Source organism: Halopelagius fulvigenes (assembly GCF_055398025.1).
Window position 1 is genome coordinate 2,776,608 of record NZ_AP043846.1, and the last position, 16,714, is coordinate 2,793,321.

General features: G+C 66.9%; 18 protein-coding genes. 1 reads left to right on the forward strand and 17 read right to left on the reverse strand.

Translation table 11 applies throughout. The features are described from left to right. Window positions 1-35: 35 nt before the first annotated feature. Window positions 36-476 carry a DUF5799 family protein gene (locus ACZ522_RS19340; protein ID WP_379695851.1) on the forward strand — a complete coding sequence of 147 codons (441 nt, stop codon included), beginning with the start codon at window positions 36-38 and terminating at the stop codon, window positions 474-476. Window positions 477-546: 70 nt separating this feature from the next. Here the strand turns inward: ACZ522_RS19340 and ACZ522_RS19345 are convergent, their stop codons facing one another. From ACZ522_RS19345 to ACZ522_RS19425, 17 genes are all read right to left on the reverse strand, one after another. After that, the gene (locus ACZ522_RS19345; protein WP_175454402.1) at window positions 547-696 is read right to left on the reverse strand and encodes a DUF7557 family protein; all 150 of its coding nucleotides are present in this window, start codon (window positions 694-696) and stop codon (window positions 547-549) included. A gap of 115 nt (window positions 697-811) precedes the next feature. After that, window positions 812-1,804 (reverse strand): class II fructose-bisphosphate aldolase, encoded by a 993-nt coding sequence (fba, locus tag ACZ522_RS19350; RefSeq protein ID WP_379695848.1) that lies wholly within the window; start codon window positions 1,802-1,804, stop codon window positions 812-814. A gap of 281 nt (window positions 1,805-2,085) precedes the next feature. Then, window positions 2,086-2,556, reverse strand: coding sequence for a PTS fructose transporter subunit IIB (locus ACZ522_RS19355; RefSeq protein WP_379695846.1), 471 nt, complete (start codon window positions 2,554-2,556; stop codon window positions 2,086-2,088). After that, on the reverse strand, window positions 2,553-4,256 hold the full coding sequence (gene ptsP, locus ACZ522_RS19360; RefSeq protein ID WP_379695844.1) for a phosphoenolpyruvate--protein phosphotransferase: 1,704 nt from the start codon (window positions 4,254-4,256) through the stop codon (window positions 2,553-2,555). Before ptsP ends, ACZ522_RS19355 begins: the two co-directional genes overlap by 4 nt. A gap of 3 nt (window positions 4,257-4,259) precedes the next feature. Further along, window positions 4,260-4,529, reverse strand: a complete 270-nt coding sequence (ptsH1, locus tag ACZ522_RS19365) for a phosphocarrier protein HPr (RefSeq protein ID WP_379695842.1) — start codon at window positions 4,527-4,529, stop codon at window positions 4,260-4,262. Next, a complete protein-coding gene (locus ACZ522_RS19370) occupies window positions 4,529-4,993 on the reverse strand; it encodes a PTS sugar transporter subunit IIA (RefSeq protein ID WP_379695840.1) in 465 nt (154 codons plus the stop codon). Before ACZ522_RS19370 ends, ptsH1 begins: the two co-directional genes overlap by 1 nt. Before the next feature lie 48 nt (window positions 4,994-5,041). Beyond that, on the reverse strand, window positions 5,042-6,190 hold the full coding sequence (locus ACZ522_RS19375) for a PTS fructose transporter subunit IIC (protein ID WP_379695838.1): 1,149 nt from the start codon (window positions 6,188-6,190) through the stop codon (window positions 5,042-5,044). Between the two features lie 104 nt (window positions 6,191-6,294). Further along, window positions 6,295-7,185: a 1-phosphofructokinase gene (pfkB, locus tag ACZ522_RS19380; RefSeq protein WP_464391826.1), complete on the reverse strand. Its 891-nt coding sequence runs from the start codon at window positions 7,183-7,185 to the stop codon at window positions 6,295-6,297. Window positions 7,186-7,208: 23 nt separating this feature from the next. After that, window positions 7,209-7,976, reverse strand: coding sequence for an HTH-type transcriptional regulator GlpR (gene glpR, locus ACZ522_RS19385; RefSeq protein ID WP_379695834.1), 768 nt, complete (start codon window positions 7,974-7,976; stop codon window positions 7,209-7,211). 218 nt (window positions 7,977-8,194) lie between these two features. After that, a complete protein-coding gene (gene leuB, locus ACZ522_RS19390; protein ID WP_379695832.1) occupies window positions 8,195-9,175 on the reverse strand; it encodes a 3-isopropylmalate dehydrogenase in 981 nt (326 codons plus the stop codon). Beyond that, a complete protein-coding gene (gene leuD / locus ACZ522_RS19395; RefSeq protein WP_379695830.1) occupies window positions 9,168-9,776 on the reverse strand; it encodes a 3-isopropylmalate dehydratase small subunit in 609 nt (202 codons plus the stop codon). Before leuD ends, leuB begins: the two co-directional genes overlap by 8 nt. After that, window positions 9,773-11,194, reverse strand: coding sequence for a 3-isopropylmalate dehydratase large subunit (gene leuC / locus ACZ522_RS19400; protein ID WP_379695828.1), 1,422 nt, complete (start codon window positions 11,192-11,194; stop codon window positions 9,773-9,775). The genes leuD and leuC overlap by 4 nt, the downstream gene beginning before the upstream one ends. Further along, the gene (locus ACZ522_RS19405; RefSeq protein WP_379695826.1) at window positions 11,187-11,414 is read right to left on the reverse strand and encodes a hypothetical protein; all 228 of its coding nucleotides are present in this window, start codon (window positions 11,412-11,414) and stop codon (window positions 11,187-11,189) included. The genes leuC and ACZ522_RS19405 overlap by 8 nt, the downstream gene beginning before the upstream one ends. 5 nt (window positions 11,415-11,419) lie before the next feature. Beyond that, on the reverse strand, window positions 11,420-12,463 hold the full coding sequence (ilvC, locus tag ACZ522_RS19410) for a ketol-acid reductoisomerase (RefSeq protein ID WP_379695824.1): 1,044 nt from the start codon (window positions 12,461-12,463) through the stop codon (window positions 11,420-11,422). Then, window positions 12,460-13,143 carry an acetolactate synthase small subunit gene (gene ilvN, locus ACZ522_RS19415; protein ID WP_379695821.1) on the reverse strand — a complete coding sequence of 228 codons (684 nt, stop codon included), beginning with the start codon at window positions 13,141-13,143 and terminating at the stop codon, window positions 12,460-12,462. Before ilvN ends, ilvC begins: the two co-directional genes overlap by 4 nt. Next, entirely contained in the window at window positions 13,140-14,894 is a 1,755-nt protein-coding gene (ilvB, locus tag ACZ522_RS19420) for a biosynthetic-type acetolactate synthase large subunit (protein WP_379695819.1), read from the reverse strand. Before ilvB ends, ilvN begins: the two co-directional genes overlap by 4 nt. A gap of 393 nt (window positions 14,895-15,287) precedes the next feature. Then, entirely contained in the window at window positions 15,288-16,532 is a 1,245-nt protein-coding gene (locus ACZ522_RS19425) for a LeuA family protein (protein ID WP_379699841.1), read from the reverse strand. Between the last annotated feature and the right edge of the window lie 182 nt (window positions 16,533-16,714).

The window sequence follows — 16,714 nt, forward strand, 5'->3', positions numbered from 1 at the left end:
AAACCCTCAAACGGTTGCTATCCGTACGCCGTGGCATGTCTGACTGGACCGACGCCATCGTCGGCGACCGGATGACGGTCGATAGGGAGTTCAACGACCGAGTCACCAACTCGGAGTTCACGCGACAGGAGTGGGGACTCATCATGACGGCGACCGAGTTCGAGATAGCGAACGCCTCCGACCCAGAGGAGGCGCGCATCGTCGCCGACACGGAGAAGTTGCCGCAGATAATGCCCGAACTGGAGAACGTCCGCTCGCAGATGGCGCAGATGGGCGGGTCGCCCGGCGGCGGCGGGAGTTCGGGCGGCGGACTGTTCGACTCGATAAAGGGCGCACTCGGACTCGGCGGCGGCGGCGGCGACCAAGAACGACTGGACGCGGCGGAGCGACTCGTGCAGGAGTACGCCGACGAACTGCAGAGCCACCTCGAGAGTCGCGGCAAGTGGGAACAGGTCCGTATCGCGTATCAGGAGTGACGCGAAGCGCCGACGGTCGGTCACCTCTCGCGGTGCGCCGTCCCCTCGATGCGAACTCGACTCCCGGCGGTCAGATCTCGTCGCCGCCGTGGAACAGCGTCATCTCCTCCGCCTCGTAGATGTTGATGAGTTCGGTTATTATCTCGTCGTAGTCCTCGTCTTCCACCCGCAGGCTGTCGAGGCGCGACACCGTCTCTTCGTCGAGGGTAATCTGCGGCATAGGTGAGAAATCGACTGGGAGAGACTTAAGCACCGGGGAGTGGATCAATTTCAGACAACTTCTAAAGAGCCGACGGGTCGAGGGCGCCGGGCGGCCCCGAGCGCACGCCGACGCCTCACTTGTGGAGGCTTCGACCCGCGCTTCCGGCGACTTCCGCCAAGTTGGCGTGGACGTCGGCGATGCGGGCGCGGATGTCCCGGCCGACGACGCGGGGGTCGAACACGTCCTTATTCGGCGACCACTCGGTGTCGTTGAAGAACGTGTCCCGGTCGTCTTCGACGCCCTCCGGCGGCACGATGGCCCCGGGGCTCTCGCGGTAGAGGTCGTACGCCGTCCGGGTGTACTCGTACTGGTAGCGGGTGTCTTTGTTCACCTTGCAGATACCGTGCTGGAGCATCTGTCGGAGTTGGTCCGGTTGGACGCCCGAGGACCCGTGCAGGACGAGAGGCGTGTCGAGGCCGTGGTCGCGCAGGGCCTCGCGGATGTCCGCCGCGAGGTCCGGCCGCAGTTCGAGATCCTTCCCCTTGGCGACGCCGTGTTGCGTCCCGACCGATATCGCCAGCAGGTCACAGCCGGTCCGGTCCACGAACTCGACGGCCTGTTCGGGGTCCGTGTAGAACGCCTCCTCGGACTCGATTTCGTCCTCGACGCCCTTTATCTGGCCGAGTTCCGCCTCGACGAGGACGTCCGCGCCCTCCTCTTCGGCCATCTCGACGACGCGGCGACTCCGCTCGACGTTCTCCTCGAACGGTTCGTGGGAGGCGTCTATCATTATCGAGGAGGGGACGTCGAGTTCCATCTGCGTCTCGATGAACTCCAGGTCCGTCTGGTGGTCCATGTTGAGGAAGACGCCGATATCGTACCGGTCGGCCATCACCTCGATATAGTTCCCCATCGCCTTCAGCCCGGCCACCGGGTCGCCGTCGCCCGCGAACGTACACGCACCGCCGCTCATCTGCAGGAGGAGATCCGAGTCCGCCCGGTCCGCGCCCTCCATCAACCCCATCATGACGTTCGGTTCGGCCACGTTGCTGGCGACGAGGCCGAACCCCTCGTTTAGGGCCTCGTCGTACACCTTTGCGAGTTCATCTCCGCCGTAGAACGGCAATCTGTGTCACCTCGTTCGAATCCTCACGAGCGAACGTAATAACGTATGCGAAGGCGTACTGTTTCTGCGCGTCCGTTCGATTTCGACCGAAACGCCGAGGAGATAGTGCGGTAGCGTTCAGTTCGCGGATTCGCCCGGCAGATAGAACCACCGAGAAGGCCGTCTTCGCTGATTGGTTTTGAACGCCTCGATACGAGTACTGTTTGTTCTGCGACTACCCGGACGGAAATAGTCAGTTCCCGGAGAGCGTCGGCCGAGGAAAGAGAGCGTCGAAAGAGGAGTTACGAGAAGAGTCTCTTCAGGCGGTTGATCAGGCTCTTCTCCGGGTCGCCGCCGCGACGCTGGCCCTGCGGTTCCTTCGCTTTCTCGGGTTCCGCCTGGGACGCGAGGGACTCGTCGTCTCCCTCCGCCGCGGCGTCGTCGAGTTCGACCGTTCCGGACTCTCCGCTCTCGACCAGTTCGGCGGCCTGTTCGATGAGGCCCTCGGGGTCGTTGACGCCGTCTTTAACGGTGCCTTTGACGAGGGGCTTGCCCTCGAATCGGTCCCGGGAGACGGAGGTGTCGGAGGCGACGATGACCGCGTCCGCCTCGGCGACGTCCTCGCTGCTGAGTTCGTTCTCCGCGCCCATCGCGCCTTGAACTTCGACTTTGATGTCGTGGCCGAGTCTGTCGGCGGTCTGTTCGAGGTTCTCCGCGGCCATCTGGCTGTGTGCGATACCGGTGGGACAGGACGTGATTGCGACTAATTTCATCGTTGGATGTTGTTTGTTAACACTCTCTGTACTTCATCTTTCGTGCCGGCGTCGAGGGCGTCCTCGGCGAGTGCTCGGGCGTCCGGGAGCGACGTCTTCGTCACCGCCTCCTTGACCTGCGGGACGGTGACCGCACTCATGCTGAGTTCGTCGAGTCCGAGGCCGAGGAGCAACGCCGTCAGGTCGGGGTCGCCCGCCATCTCGCCGCACATGCCGACCCACGCGTCCGCGCCCTCCGTCGCTTCGACCGTCGCGCGGATGGCTCGGAGGACCGCGGGTTGGCGGTAGTCGCCGAGTTCGGAGACGCGTTCGTTGCCGCGTTCGGCGGCCATCACGTACTGCGCGAGGTCGTTCGTACCGATGCTGAAGAACTCGACGTGTTCGACGAGTTCGTCCGCGACGAACGCCGCGGCGGGCGTCTCGACCATCACGCCGAACTCCGGACGGGCGTACTCTGCGCCCTCCTCGTCCAAGTCGGCGGCCACCTCGTCCATCTTCTCGCGGGCGGCCCGAACCTCCTCGACGGTGGCGACGAGGGGGAGCATGACGGCCAACCCGTCGCCGTTCTCGCTCCCGCAGGCGCGCAGGAGTGCGCGGAGTTGCGTCTCGAACAGGTCCGAGTCGGGGCCGAGGGAGCGACGGATGCCGCGTTCGCCGAGGAACGGGTTCTCCTCCTCGGGCAGGTCGAGGTAGTCGATGGGCTTGTCGCCGCCCACGTCGAGCGTTCGGACGACGACGCGCCCGTCAGGGAACGCGTCGAGTGCCTCGACGTACGCCTCGTACTGTTCGTCCTCGTCCGGGGGTGACTCCCTGTCGAGGAAGAGGAACTCGGTGCGGTAGAGGCCGATGCCGTCCGCGCCGCGTTCCGTCGCCGGGCCGAGGTCCGTCCGCGTCCCGACGTTGGCGGCGATTTCTATCTCCGTGCCGTCGGCCGTCGAGACGGGGTCCGCGCGGATCTCCGCGTCGTCGCCGCCCGCGGCGGCCTCCCGCGTCTCCTCGTCGGGGTCGAAGACGACGACGCCGTCGGTGCCGTTCACCACCACGTCGGTGCCGTCTTCGACCTCGTGCAGTTCGTCGCCGACGCCGACGACGGCCGGAAGCGCCAGCGACCGGGCGAAGATGGCCGCGTGCGACGTTCGGCCGCCGGCGATGGTGACGAACCCGGCCACCTTCGAGGGGTCCAGTTGCGCCGTGTCGCTGGGCGTCAGTCGCTCCGCGAGGACGACGCTCCCCTCCGGCAGGTCGCCGAGGTTCACGCGTTCGCCGCCCGAGAGGACGCGCACGAGTCTGTCGCGCACGTCGCGCAGGTCGTCGGCGCGTTCGGCCATCCGACCCTCCATCCCCTCGAACTGCTCGATGAACCCCGCGAACGTCTCGGAGACGGCGTGTTCGGCCGGGAGGCCGTCCCCGATTCGCTCCTCGACGCCGTCGGTTATCTGCGGGTCGTCGAGGAACTGGACGTGCGCGTCGAACACCGCCGCCTCGTCCTCGCCGACGCGTTCGGCGGTTCGCTCGCGTTCGGCCTCTAGTTCCTCTCTGGCGGTCGTCCGGGCGTCATCGAACCGGGCCGTCTCGGCCTCGGTGTCCACTTCCTCGGGTTCCGGCGGGTCGTCGAGTTCCGCGTCGGGCGAGTACCAGACGACCGTTCCGACCCCCGAGAGGGGCGTCACGCCGATGCCGTCGAATCGTCGTTCGGTCATAGTTCAGAGTTCGTCCTCGGGCGTGGTAAGTATCTCCTCCAGAGCGTCGAGTGCCGCCTCGGCGTCCTCGCCCTCCGCGACGAGGCGAACCTCGTCGCCCGCGGCGACGCCGAGGCCGGTGACCGAGAGCATGCTCGACGCGTTCACGAGGTCGCCGTCGGCGGGGCCGACCTCGACCGTCGCGTCGTACTCGTTGGCCCGTTCGACGAACAGCGACGCCGGGCGCGCGTGCAGGCCGTCCTCGGGGACGACGGTGACGACGCGTTCGGGCATCACTCGACCGCCTCCCGGACGGTGTTCTGGACGGTGTCTTTACTCTCGGCGTCTAGCAGTTTCTCGCGGACGTCCTCGTGCATGAGCGCCCGCGAGAGCGAACTGAGGATCTGGAGGTGTTCCTCGCCGCCCTCGGCGGGGACGAGAATCATGAACAGCAGTTTCGCGGGCTCGTCGTCCATCGCGTCGAAGTCGATGCCCTCCTGAGAGCGAGCGAACGCGACGGACGGTTCCTCGACGGCCTCGGTCTTGGCGTGCGGGATGCCGATACCCATGCCGACGCCGGTGGTCGCCTCCTTCTCGCGTTCGTGCAGGGCTTCGAGCGCCGCCTCGCGGTCGGTCACGCGACCGTTCTCGACGATGAGGTCGAGGAGGTACTCGATGGCTCCCTCCTTCGACGCCGGAGGCTCTTCGAGCGAGATGTGCGCTTTCGGCAACAGTCGGTCGATGTCATCTTCGAGCATTTTCGTTCGAATATGGGAACGGGATTCGTAAGGTAGTTGTGTTCGTCCTCAGTCGCTGGACGTCGCCGTGCTAGTTTCGCCCTCCGCCGCGACGCGTTCGTCGAAGTCGGGCTTGATGACCGTGGCGATGACCGCGGTGACGAGCGACCCGATGAGGAGGGCCGCGAGGAACATCAGCGGTTTGTTCGAGAGGGGGACGACGAAGATGCCGCCGTGCGGGGCGGGCATCGTGACGTTCATCGACATCGATATCGCGCCGCCGACGGCGCTCCCGGCGATGATGGACGGGATGACGCGCAGGGGGTCGGCGGAGGCGTACGGAATCGCACCCTCCGTGATGAACGAGAGGCCGAGGACGATGCCGGACTTGGCGTTCTCGTACATCTCCGCGGCGTACTTCTGCGGGGCGATGAAGTTCGAGATGGCCAGCCCGATGGGCGGGATCATCCCCCCGATCATCACGGCGGCCATGGGCCCGTAGACGCCCTCGCCGATGAGGCCGACGGCGAACAGGTACGCCACCTTGTTCACCGGACCGCCCATGTCGAAGGCCATCATCGCGCCGAGGAGAGCGCCGATGATGACGGCCTGTCCTCCCTGCGCCCCCTCGAGGAAGGCGTTCAGCGCCGCGTTCGCCGTCGCCACCGGAACGCCGACGACGAACAGCAGAATCGGCGCGAGGATCGCCACCGTCAGTACCGGCACGATAAGCACCGGCATCATCGGCTGGACGAACCCGGGGACGTCCCGGTTCTTGATCCAGAGCGCGACGTACCCCGTGAGGAGGCCGGCGACGAGTGCGCCGAGGTAGCCGGCCCCGGCCTCGCCGCCCTGCAGTCCGACGACGTCGCCCGCCGCCTTCAGTACGGCCCCCTGTTGGAGTATCCACGAGAGGACGAAGCCCGGGGCGAGGCCCGGGCGGTCGGCGATGGCGTACGCGATGTACGCGCCGAGTGCGGGGACCATGAGGGTGAGGCCCGCGCTCCCGATCTGGGAGAGGAACCACCCGAGCGTCCCCGTGGCGTCGAACACGTTCTCGACGCCCGTGCCGGTGACCCCCGCCACGGCGTACCCGAGAGCGAGGAAGATACCGCCGATGGTGACGAACGGAATCATGTACGATACGCCGGTCATCAGGTCCTCCTTGACGGAAGTCAGGTAGGACCTGTACGCGTTCTCCGCTGATTTACTGGACATGGTCTGCTCCTTCACGATAGTTACTAAATGAATTCAAAAACCCTTTCGGATACGAGCGTTTTTGATCGTTTTGTCCCGTGCGAGGGCACGAACGAGCACTCGTGTCAGGTCTGAGAGACGTTTACGCCGCTTCGAGCGTCGAACACGCCGTCGAAGTCGGGCACGCGGGTGCCGGAGACGGAGACGACGCGCGCGGCGACGGTCACGCCCGTCTGGAGGGCGACGGTTTCGGATTCGCCGCGGGCCAGCCCCGCGAGGAAGCCCGAGAGGAGGGCGTCGCCCGCGCCGACCGTATCAACCACGTCCGCGTCCGCGGCGGGCGCGTGAACGGACTCCGACTCGGAGACGAGGAGGGCACCGTCCGGTCCGAGCGACGCGACGACGTAGCGGAAGCCTCGCTCCCGGAGTTCGGCGGCCGCCGCGGCGCACTCCTCGATGGAATCGACCGACCGGCCGGTCGCCTCGCCCAGTTCCTCGCGGTTCGGCTTGCAGACGAGGTACTCGGCGTCCAGTTCCGTGAGGAGCGACCCGCTCGTATCGACGGCGGTGTCCCACTCGCCCGCGCGGGCGAGTCTGTCCACCGCGTCCGTCGTGACGCCGGCGGGGAGGCTCCCGGCGACGACGACGGTGTCCGGGTCGTGCGTCCCGACCCGTTCGACGAGGTCCGAGACGGCGTCCTCGCCGACCGTCGGGCCGTCGTGGTTTATCTTGTACTCGGCGTCCGGACTCAGGACGGTCGTGTTCAGTCGCGTCCGGTCGGGGATCTCCACGAAGTCGTTGGGGACGCCGTCGTCGTCGAGTTGCGTCCGGATCATCCGACCGAAGGGGCCGCCGAGAAAGCCCGTCGCCGGCGCGGAGACGTCGAGCGCGGTGAGGTACTTCGAGACGTTGATCCCCTTGCCGCCGGCGTCGAACTGGGCGTCGTCCGTTCGGGCGACGGCCCCCGATTTCAGCGGTTCGTCGATGCGGAGGGTGTGGTCCACCGCCGGGTTCATCGTGACCGTCACCAGGTCGTCGGTCACTCCGGAGTCACCTCGCGGACCGTCATCCCCTCGTTCTCGAACGCCTCGCGTTCGCGGGTCGGGAGGTCGCCGTCCGTGACGAACAGGTCCACGTCGTCCACCTCCGCGAACTGGACGAAGCTCCGCTTTCCGACCTTCGTCGTGTCCGCGACGAGGACGACGCGGGACGCCTTCTCGACCATCAGCTGCTTCATCCGCGCTTCGTCCTCGTTCGGCGTCGTCAGGCCGCCGTCCACGTCGACGGCGTTCGTGCCGAGAAACAGCAGGTCGAAGTTCGTCCGCTCCATGAACGACTCCGCCGTCGGTCCGACCAGGGCGCGCGTCCGGCGGCGGAGGGTGCCGCCGGTCAACTTCACGTCGTTGTCCTCCTTACCGAGTTCGACGGCGAGACGCGGCGAGTTCGTCACCGCGAGGATGGACCCGTCCTTCGGGGCCTTCTGGGCCACCTGCATCGTCGTCGTCCCGGAGTCGAAGAAGACGACCTGTCCGTCCGATATCTCCGAGACCGCTCCGTCCGCTATCGCTCGCTTCCCGTCGAGGTTCTGCACCTCCTTCTGTCCGTACGTCTGTTCGCGTCCGACGGTGGTGACGGGGACTGCGCCTCCGTGGGACCGTTCGATGAGGCCGCGGTCCTCTAACTCCCGAAGGTCGCGCCTGATGGTCGCCTTCGAGTAGTCGAGTTCCTCCGAGAGACCCTCGACGGACCGTCCGTCGTCCGCCGAAACGAGTTCCACGATTCGCCGTTTTCGCTCTGCGGGTAACATGGGCGTCGGTCGTGTACGCGGATTACCGCCGTTCGTTGTTAATTGTTTGTGTTCGAGAATCGACCGTCTCTGTTCGGTTCGATCGAAAACCGAAGACGAACGAACACGGCGCTCCGCGGGAGTGCGGTCCGTCCCGCGCCGAGACTGCCGTCGGCGAACGGAACCGAGGACGCGGCCGAGAATCGAACGGGAACAGAAACGAAAACCGCGCTCGGCGGTCAGTCGAGACGGTCGAGGACGGCGTTCGTCACGTCCTCGGTGGACGCGTCGCCGCCTAAGTCGGGCGTTCGCGGCCCGTCGGCGAGGACGCCCTCGACGGCGTCTCGAACCCGCCGTCCCTCCCCGTCGTAGCCGAGATACTCCAACAGCATCGCGGCGGAGACGATGGTCGCCGAGGGGTTGGCGACGCCCTCGCCCGCGATGTCCGGCGCGGTGCCGTGGACGGGTTCGAAGAGGGCGCGTTCGGGCCCGATGTTCGCCGACGGCAGGAGGCCGAGGCCCCCGACCAGACCGGCGGCGAGGTCCGAGAGCACGTCGCCCGCGAGGTTCGGGCAGACGACCACGTCGAACTGCGTCGGGTCGAGACAGACGCGCGTGGCGAACGCGTCCATCAGCACCTCGTCCGTCTCGACGCCGCGGTCCTCGGCGACGGAGACGACGGCGTCGCGGAACCGACCGTCCGTCTCGCGCATCACGTTCGCCTTGTGCGCGACGGAGAACCCGTCGTACTCGCGGTCTGCCACGTAGTCGCAGGCGAACTCGGCGAGTCGCTCCGAGGCGGAGGTGGTCACGACGCGCGTCAGAGTCGAGAGGTCCTCCGAGAGGCGGTCCTCGTGGCCCGAGTAGACGCCCTCGGTGTTCTCTCTGAGGAACACCAGGTCCGTCTCCGGCCGCAGGGCGTCCACGCCGGGGTACGCCTTCGCCGGGCGGACGTTGACGAACGAGTCCACCGCGGTTCGGAGGGGGAGGATGACGTCTGCGGCCGTCTCGCCCGCCGCGCCGAACAGGGTGGCGTCGGCGGAGGCGGCCAACTCGTACGTCTCCTCGGGCAGTGCCTCGCCCGTCTCCTCCTTCACGGCGTCGCCGGCGTCGGCCTCGACGAACTCGAAGTCGCCGACCGCTTCGAGGACTGACACCGCCGCCGGGACGACTTCCTTCCCGATGCCGTCGCCGGGGATAACGACGATCTCCTCAGTCATCGACGTAGGGCAGGGAGGCGGCCTTCTGCGCGACGGCGTCGGCGTTGGACTTCATCAGCGCCGTCGTGTCCCAGACGCCCTCGGTGAGGGCTCTCCGCTGTGCGTCGTCCACCGTCGCCTCGATGGTCGTCTCTCCGTAGGTGACCGTCTCGTTCCCCACGTCCACGTCTATCTCCTCGTCGGGGTGTTCCTCGACCCAGTCTTGGAGTTCGGTGATCGTCTCGTGGTCCGCGGTGACCGTCGGGATGCCGAGTGCGAGGCAGTTACCCGCGAAGATTTCGGCGAACGACTCGCCGACGATGGCGTCGATGCCCCACCGCATCAGCGCTTGGGGGGCGTGTTCGCGGGAGGACCCGCAGCCGAAGTTGGCGTTGACGACCATCACCGAGGCGTCCTGGAACTGCGGTTCGTTGAACGGGTGGTCCTTCTGGTCGTCGTTCTCGTCGAATCGCTGGTCGAAGAACGCGAACTCCCCGAGGCCGTCGAACGTGACGACCTTCATGAACCGCGCCGGGATTATCTGGTCGGTGTCGATGTCGTTCCCTCGAATGGGGACGCCGGACCCCGAGACGGAGTCGATTTCGGGTATCTCGTCGGTCATGCCAGTTTCACCTCCTTCAGGTCGCGCACGTCGGTCACCTTCCCCTCGATGGCCGCGGCGGCCACCATCCGGGGGTTCATCAGCACGGTGCGGCCGTCTTTCGACCCCTGCCGACCGATGAAGTTGCGGTTCGAGGAGGACGCGCACGCCTCGTCGCCCTCCAGTTGGTCCTCGTTCATGCCGAGACACATCGAACAGCCCGCGCCGCGCCACTCGAAGCCGGCTTCCTTGAATATCTCGTCTAAGCCCTCCTCCTCGGCGGCGGCCTTCACGCGCTGACTGCCGGGGACGACCATCGCGCGGACGTCCTCGTGAACCTGCCGCCCCTCGACGACCCGCGCCGCGCGGCGCAGGTCGGGGAGGCGAGCGTTCGTGCACGACCCGAGGAAGGCGACGTCTATCTGGTAGCCCTCCATCGTGTCGCCGGGTTCGACGCGCATGTGCTCTTGGGCGCGTCGCGCGGTGTCCCGCTTGCCCGCGGGGAGGTCCTCCGGGGCCGGAATCGGATCGGTGATGCCGATTCCCTGCCCGGGGGTCGTCCCCCACGTGACGACGGGTTCGAGTTCGGAGCCGTCGATTGTGACCACGTCGTCGTAGACGGCGTCCTCGTCCGACCGTACGGACTCCCAGTAGGGCTTCAGTTCGTCGAACTTCTCGGGGTTCTCTCGGAAGTAGTCGGTCTCTTTCAGCCACTCGTAGGTGGTCTCGTCGGGGTTGACGTATCCCGCGCGCGCGCCGCCCTCGATGGACATGTTGCAGATGCTCATCCGGCCCTCCATGTCGAGGTTCTCGATGGCCTCGCCGGCGTACTCGTACACGTAGCCGACGCCGCCCTCGGTACCGAGGCGGCGGATGACTTCGAGGATGATGTCCTTCGCCTCGACGCCGTCGCCGAGTTCGCCGGTGACCTCTATCTTCCGGACGTCCTTCTTCTCCATCGCGACGGTCTGGGTCGCCAGCACGTCGCGAATCTGGCTCGTCCCGATACCGAACGCGAGTGCGCCGAACGCGCCGTGCGTCGAGGTGTGGGAGTCGCCGCAGACGATGGTCTTCCCGGGTTGGGTGAGTCCCTGTTCGGGCCCGATGACGTGGACGATGCCCTGTTCGCCCGAGGTGGGGTCGGAGAACTCGATGCCGGCGTCGCGGACGTTCTGTTCGAGTTCGGACATCATCTCCTCGGCGGCGTCGTCGCGGAACGGCCGCGACTGGTCCGCCGTCGGGACAATGTGGTCGACGGTGGCGTGGGTGAGTTGGGGGTAGGCGACCTCTAAGTCGCGTTCCTGCAGCATGCCGAACGCCTGCGGACTCGTCACCTCGTGGATGAGGTGGAGGCCGACGAACAGCTGCGTCTGCCCGGTCGGCAGCTCCGAGACGGTGTGTTCCTCCCACACCTTGTCGTACAGCGTTCCCTCACTCATCTACATCACCGTCGCCGCGCTTCCATACCTCGTTCGCCCCCTCGCCGTTCCGGGGGGTGTGGTCCACGTCGGACATCTCGTCCGCCGCGTCGTCTCCGTCGTCTCGGTTCTCGCCACCGTCGGCCACGGCCGGTCCGCGCCGGTACACGTCGTAGCCGAACGTCTCGCCCGTCTCCGGGTGCGCGTGGCTTATCTCCTTCATCGGTGTTCGGTCTGTCATCGTCGTCAGTCGTCCGCGGGTGCTTCCGCCGTCTCTTCGTCCTCGTCTCCGTCGTCGGACCACGCGAACAGGTCGCGCAGGGGCCGACCGACTTCCTCGATGTGGTGGTTCTCTTCCGCGTCCTTCAGTTGGGTGTAGGAGGGACGGCCCGCCTGGTTCTCCGCGATCCACTCGCGGGCGAACGTGCCGTTCTGGACCTCTTCGAGGATCTCCTCCATGTTCTCGCGGGCGTGTTCGTCCACGACGCGGTCGCCGCGCGTGAGGCCGCCGTACTCGGCGGTGTCGGAGACGGAGTTCCACATCTCCTCGAGTCCGCCCTCGTACATCAGGTCCACGATGAGCTTGAGCTCGTTCAGGCACTCGAAGTAGGCCATTTCGGGGGAGTAGCCCGCGTCCACGAGCGTCTCGTAGCCCTGCTTCACCAGCGAGGTGACGCCGCCGCAGAGGACGACCTGTTCGCCGAACAGGTCGGTCTCGACCTCCTCTTGGAACGTCGTCTCGATGACGCCCGCGCGGGTGCAGCCGATGGCGTGCGAGTACGCCAGCGCCTCCTCCTTCGCGTCGCCCGTCACGTCCTGGTAGACGGCGATGAGGCCGGGCGTCCCCTCGTCGTTCTCGTAGTTTCGGCGGACGAGGTGGCCCGGCGACTTCGGGGCGACCATCGTCACGTCCACGTCCTCGGGGGGCTGAATCTGGTTGTAGTGGATGTTGAACCCGTGGGCGAACTGGAGCGTGTCGCCCTCGTCTAAGCTGTCCCGGATCTGCTCGAACACCGCCGGCTGGACGGTGTCAGGGACGAGCACGGAGACGATGTCGCCCTCGGCAGCCGCCTCGACGGGCGTGGCCACGCGCAGGCCGTCCGACTCTGCGGCGGAGCGAGAGGACGACCCCTCGCGGAGGCCGACGACCACGTCGACCCCGCTCTCTGCGAGGTTCTGCGCGTGGGCGTGGCCCTGACTGCCGTAGCCGAGGATGGCTACGGTCTTGTCGTCGATCTGCGAGCGGTCCGCGTCGTCGTCGTAGTATACCTTCGTGTTGAGATCAGTCATTTGTGTGTATGGGTGGGTTTCGTCGGTTCGCCGGAGGTCGCGGGTTTCTCTCCGGGGACTGTCGCTTGGTCGCCGCGCGCCAGCGCCGTCTGGCCCGTCCGGGCTATCTCGATGATGCCGAACTGGCGGAACGCGTCGATGGCGTCGTCTATCTTCTGCTCGTCGCCGGTGAGTTGGACCGTGATGGTCCGCGGCCCGGCGTCGAGCGTCTTGCCCTCGTACATCTCCGTGACGGCGTGCACCTTGTCGGGTTCGTCGCCCTCGACTTTCAGGAGGACGAGTTCCGTCCGCACGGCGTCGTCGTCGAGTTCGCCGGCGTTGATGACCGGCTTCAGCTTCGAGAGCTGCTTCTTTATCTGGTCGATGCCGGGGTCGGGTTCCTCGACGACCATCGTGATCCGGGCGTGGCCGTCGACCGTCGTCGGGCCGACGGTGAGGCTCTCGATGTTGAACTGCCGCCGCGAGACGAGTCCCGCGATGCGCGACAGCACGCCCGGTTCGTTCTCGACTAACGCCGAGATGACCGCCCGACGGGGGTCGTGCTCCGCCTCGACTTCGGGGTCGATGCGGATACCTTGGGAGTTGCGCCGCCCGTCCGGGTGCGGTCGTTCCTCCGGCGCGGGCCCTTTCAGTCCGTGCTTCGGCGGGGAGTCGTCGGAATCGGAGTCCTGCGAGCTCATAGTTGATCCTCCGTCAGCGCGAACTTCCCGTTCGGCGCGCCCGAGGCGACCATCGGGTAGACGTTCTCCGCGGGGTCGATGTGGAAGTCGATGACCGAGGGGCCGTCGTAGTCGAGTGCCGCCTCGATGGTCTCTGCGACTTCGTCGTACTCGTCCACGCGGAATCCGCGCGCGCCGAACGCCTCGGCGAGTTTGTCGAACTCGGGGCACCAGCCGTAGTCGGCCGCCATGCGGCGACGCTCGAAGAAGGCGTCCTGCCACTGGCGGACCATCCCGATGTACTCGTTGTTGAGTACGGCGACGGTGATGTCGAGTTCCTCGCGGACCGCGACGGACAGTTCCTGAATCGTCATCAGGAACGACCCGTCGCCGTCGATGCAGACGACGTCTTGGTCGTCGTCCGCGGCGAGTCGCGCGCCGATGGCGGCCGGGAGGCCGTAGCCCATCGTCCCGAGGCCGTGCGAGGAGACCCACGTCCGGGGCTCCGTGAACGTCCAGTACTGCGCGGCCCACATCTGGTGTTGGCCGACGCCCGACGTGACGACGGTGTCGTCGTCGGTGGCCTCGTCGAGGCACTCGACGACGAACTGCGGTTTCACCGGTTCGTCGTCCGGCGTCGCGTAGTCCATCGGGTACTCGGACTTCCACGTCCGACACTGGTCGCGCCACTCTTTGATGTCCGGACTGCGCTCCATCGCGTCGTCTATCTGCTCGATGACGCGGCCCGCGTCGCCCACGAGGGGGTAGTCCGCGTGGATGTTCTTCGATATCTCCGCGGGGTCGATGTCGATGTGGACGACTTCGGCCTCCGGCGCGAACGTGTCGATGCCGCCGGTGAGGCGGTCGTCGAAGCGCGTCCCGACCGCTATCAGCAGGTCGGTGTGCGTGATGGCCATGTTCGCGTAGCCGGTTCCGTGCATCCCGGCCCACGACAGACAGAGGTCGTGATCCTCCGGGAACGACCCGATGCCGGGCATCGTCGTCACCACGGGGACGCCGTGGTCGATGGCGAACGAACGGGCTTCCTCGGAGGCGTTGCCCTTGACGACGCCGCCGCCGAACAGAAGCACCGGCTTCTCGGCGGCTTCGATGGCCTTCGCGGCCGTCTCCACGTCGTCGGGGTCGGCCTCCAACTGGGGTTCCGTCGTCTCCGGCGTCTCCGCCGGGCCGGGTTCGCGGTCCGTCTCGCCGAGGGTGACGTCCTTCGGCAGGTCGACGAGCGTCGGGCCCGGGCGGCCCTGCCCGGCGAGGGCGAACGCCTCGCCGACGGTGTCGCCGACGCTGTCGGCGTCGCCCGCGAAGTAGTTGTGCTTCGTTATCGGCGCGGTGACGCCCGTCGTGTCGGTCTCTTGGAACGCGTCCGACCCGACCATGTCCGAGGGGACCTGTCCCGTCAGCGCGAGCATCGCGTCGGAGTCCATGTTGGCGTCGGCGATGCCGGTGACGAGGTTGGTCGCGCCCGGACCGGACGTGGCGAGACAGAGGCCGGGGTCGCCGCGGACGACGCCGTACGCGTCGGCGGCGTGGGCGGCGCCCTGTTCGTGCGCCATCGTCACGTGCCGGATGTCGGAACTATAGAGGGCGTCGTAGACGGGCATGATCGCCCCGCCCTGGACGCCGAACGCGGCTTCGACGCCGGCGTTTTCGAGGGCGCGGACGACCGAGGACGCGCCGGTGGTGACCGGCGTCCGGTCGGCCGACTCCTCGGACGCGGCGTCGTCGTCCTGCGAGGGGGGCGCGTGTTCGCTCATGTCGCGGCCCCCCGTCGGGAGTGTCGCGTGGTCGGGTGTCGATACGTCCGCCGTCGGTCGCGTGCGTGGGGTTGCTGGTGCTCCATTACCGGGTGTACTCGTGGTTCTCTGGTGGTGTTGTGAACGCGGTGCGCAGTCCGTCGATAGAAGTGAAGTAAGGGGCTAGGCAGCCCCTACAATAATGAGCGACCGGACAGCGGCCACGTCGTCCGTCGCCGCCACTACGGGCTGGGCGGCGGGGACGGACGCGTCGAGTACGGCCTGCTGTCGCATCGTACTCGTTGGATTCGTCCGGTCGCTTATCAACGTTTCGCGCGGCGCAACGATTGCAGGGGACGGCCCGGGCGTCGCGCACCCGCGGCTCACGAGCGTGAGCGAACGGGGCGCGCGGCATCAGGCGCGAACCTCCTCCTCTTCGTCGTCGCGCTCGACGCCCACCTCGCGGGCGAAGCGCGTGAGCACGTCCACCGTCACGCGCTCTTTCTCCGCGCCGTAGTCTTTGACCCGGCGCGTCACCTCGCGGACCTCGTCGTCCGTCGGGACGAAGCCGGAGTCCTCCAGTCGCTTGCGGACGGAGTGTGCGCCGGTGTGCTTGCCGAGGACGAACTCGCGCTGTGCGCCCACCATCTCCGGCGTCATCACGCCCGGCTCGAACGTGTCCGAGTTCTCGATGACGCCCGCGGCGTGGATGCCGCTCTCGTGGGAGAAGGCGTTGCGCCCGACGACCGGCTTGTTCGCCGGCACCGGGATGTCGCTCGCCTCTTCGACCATCCGGGAGAGTTCCGTAATGCGCGTGGTGTCGATGCCGCTGTCCACGTCGTACAGCGACTCCGCGGACATGACGACCTCCTCGTAGGCGGCGTTGCCGGCGCGTTCGCCGATGCCGTTGACCGACACCTGCGCCTGCGACGCGCCCGCCTCGAAGCCGGCCATCGCGTTGGCGGTGGCCAGCCCGAAGTCGTCGTGGGCGTGGACGTCTATCTTCGCCGACGTGTGCTCTCGGACCGTCCGAATCAGGTCCGCGAAGCGCGTCGGCGTCGCGACGCCGCACGTGTCCGGGATGTTGACCCAGTCAGCCCCGGCGTCGTCCGTCGCCTCCAGTATCTCGGCGAGGAACTCCACGTCCGTTCGCGTGGCGTCCATCGGCGAGAACATGACTTCGACGCCGGCTTCCTTCGCACGCTCGACACTGGCGACTGCGCGCTCGACGGCCTCCTCCTTCGAGGCGTGCATCGAGTCCGCCAGTTGCACGTCGCTGGTGCTGACGAAGACGTGGACCATCTCCACCCCCGAATCGAGGGCGGCCTCCACGTCCTTGTCGACGACGCGCGCCAGACCGCACACGGTCGTGTCGGTGGCGGCGGCGATGTCGCTCACGGCCTCGAACTCGGCGTCCGAGTTGACCGGGAAGCCCGCCTCGATGACGTGCGTCCCCATCTCGTCGAGGGTGGCCGCGATGTCCCGCTTCTCCTCGTAGCTGAACGAGGTGCGTGGCGACTGCTCGCCGTCGCGCAGCGTGGTGTCGAAAATCCGTACGTTCTGAATTTCTGGTTCAGTAATTTGGGCTAATGTGCCCTGGAAGAACTCGACCCGCCGGGGAATCCGACGAAGCCTCCTTGTCGTTAGACATTGTATCAGTCCCGTGCCTACAGCGGTATATAAGCGTTTCCGTGAGACAGTGACACGGCTGGTACTCGCTCCCTCGACGCAACCGCCTCGAACCCCGTAATCGCACGACGTAAACGGGATTGGTCAATCCAAGGTGTTTGTATCACCTTATATTCCTGCGGCGGTCGAACCGGTTGGCGTTCCGTACAATA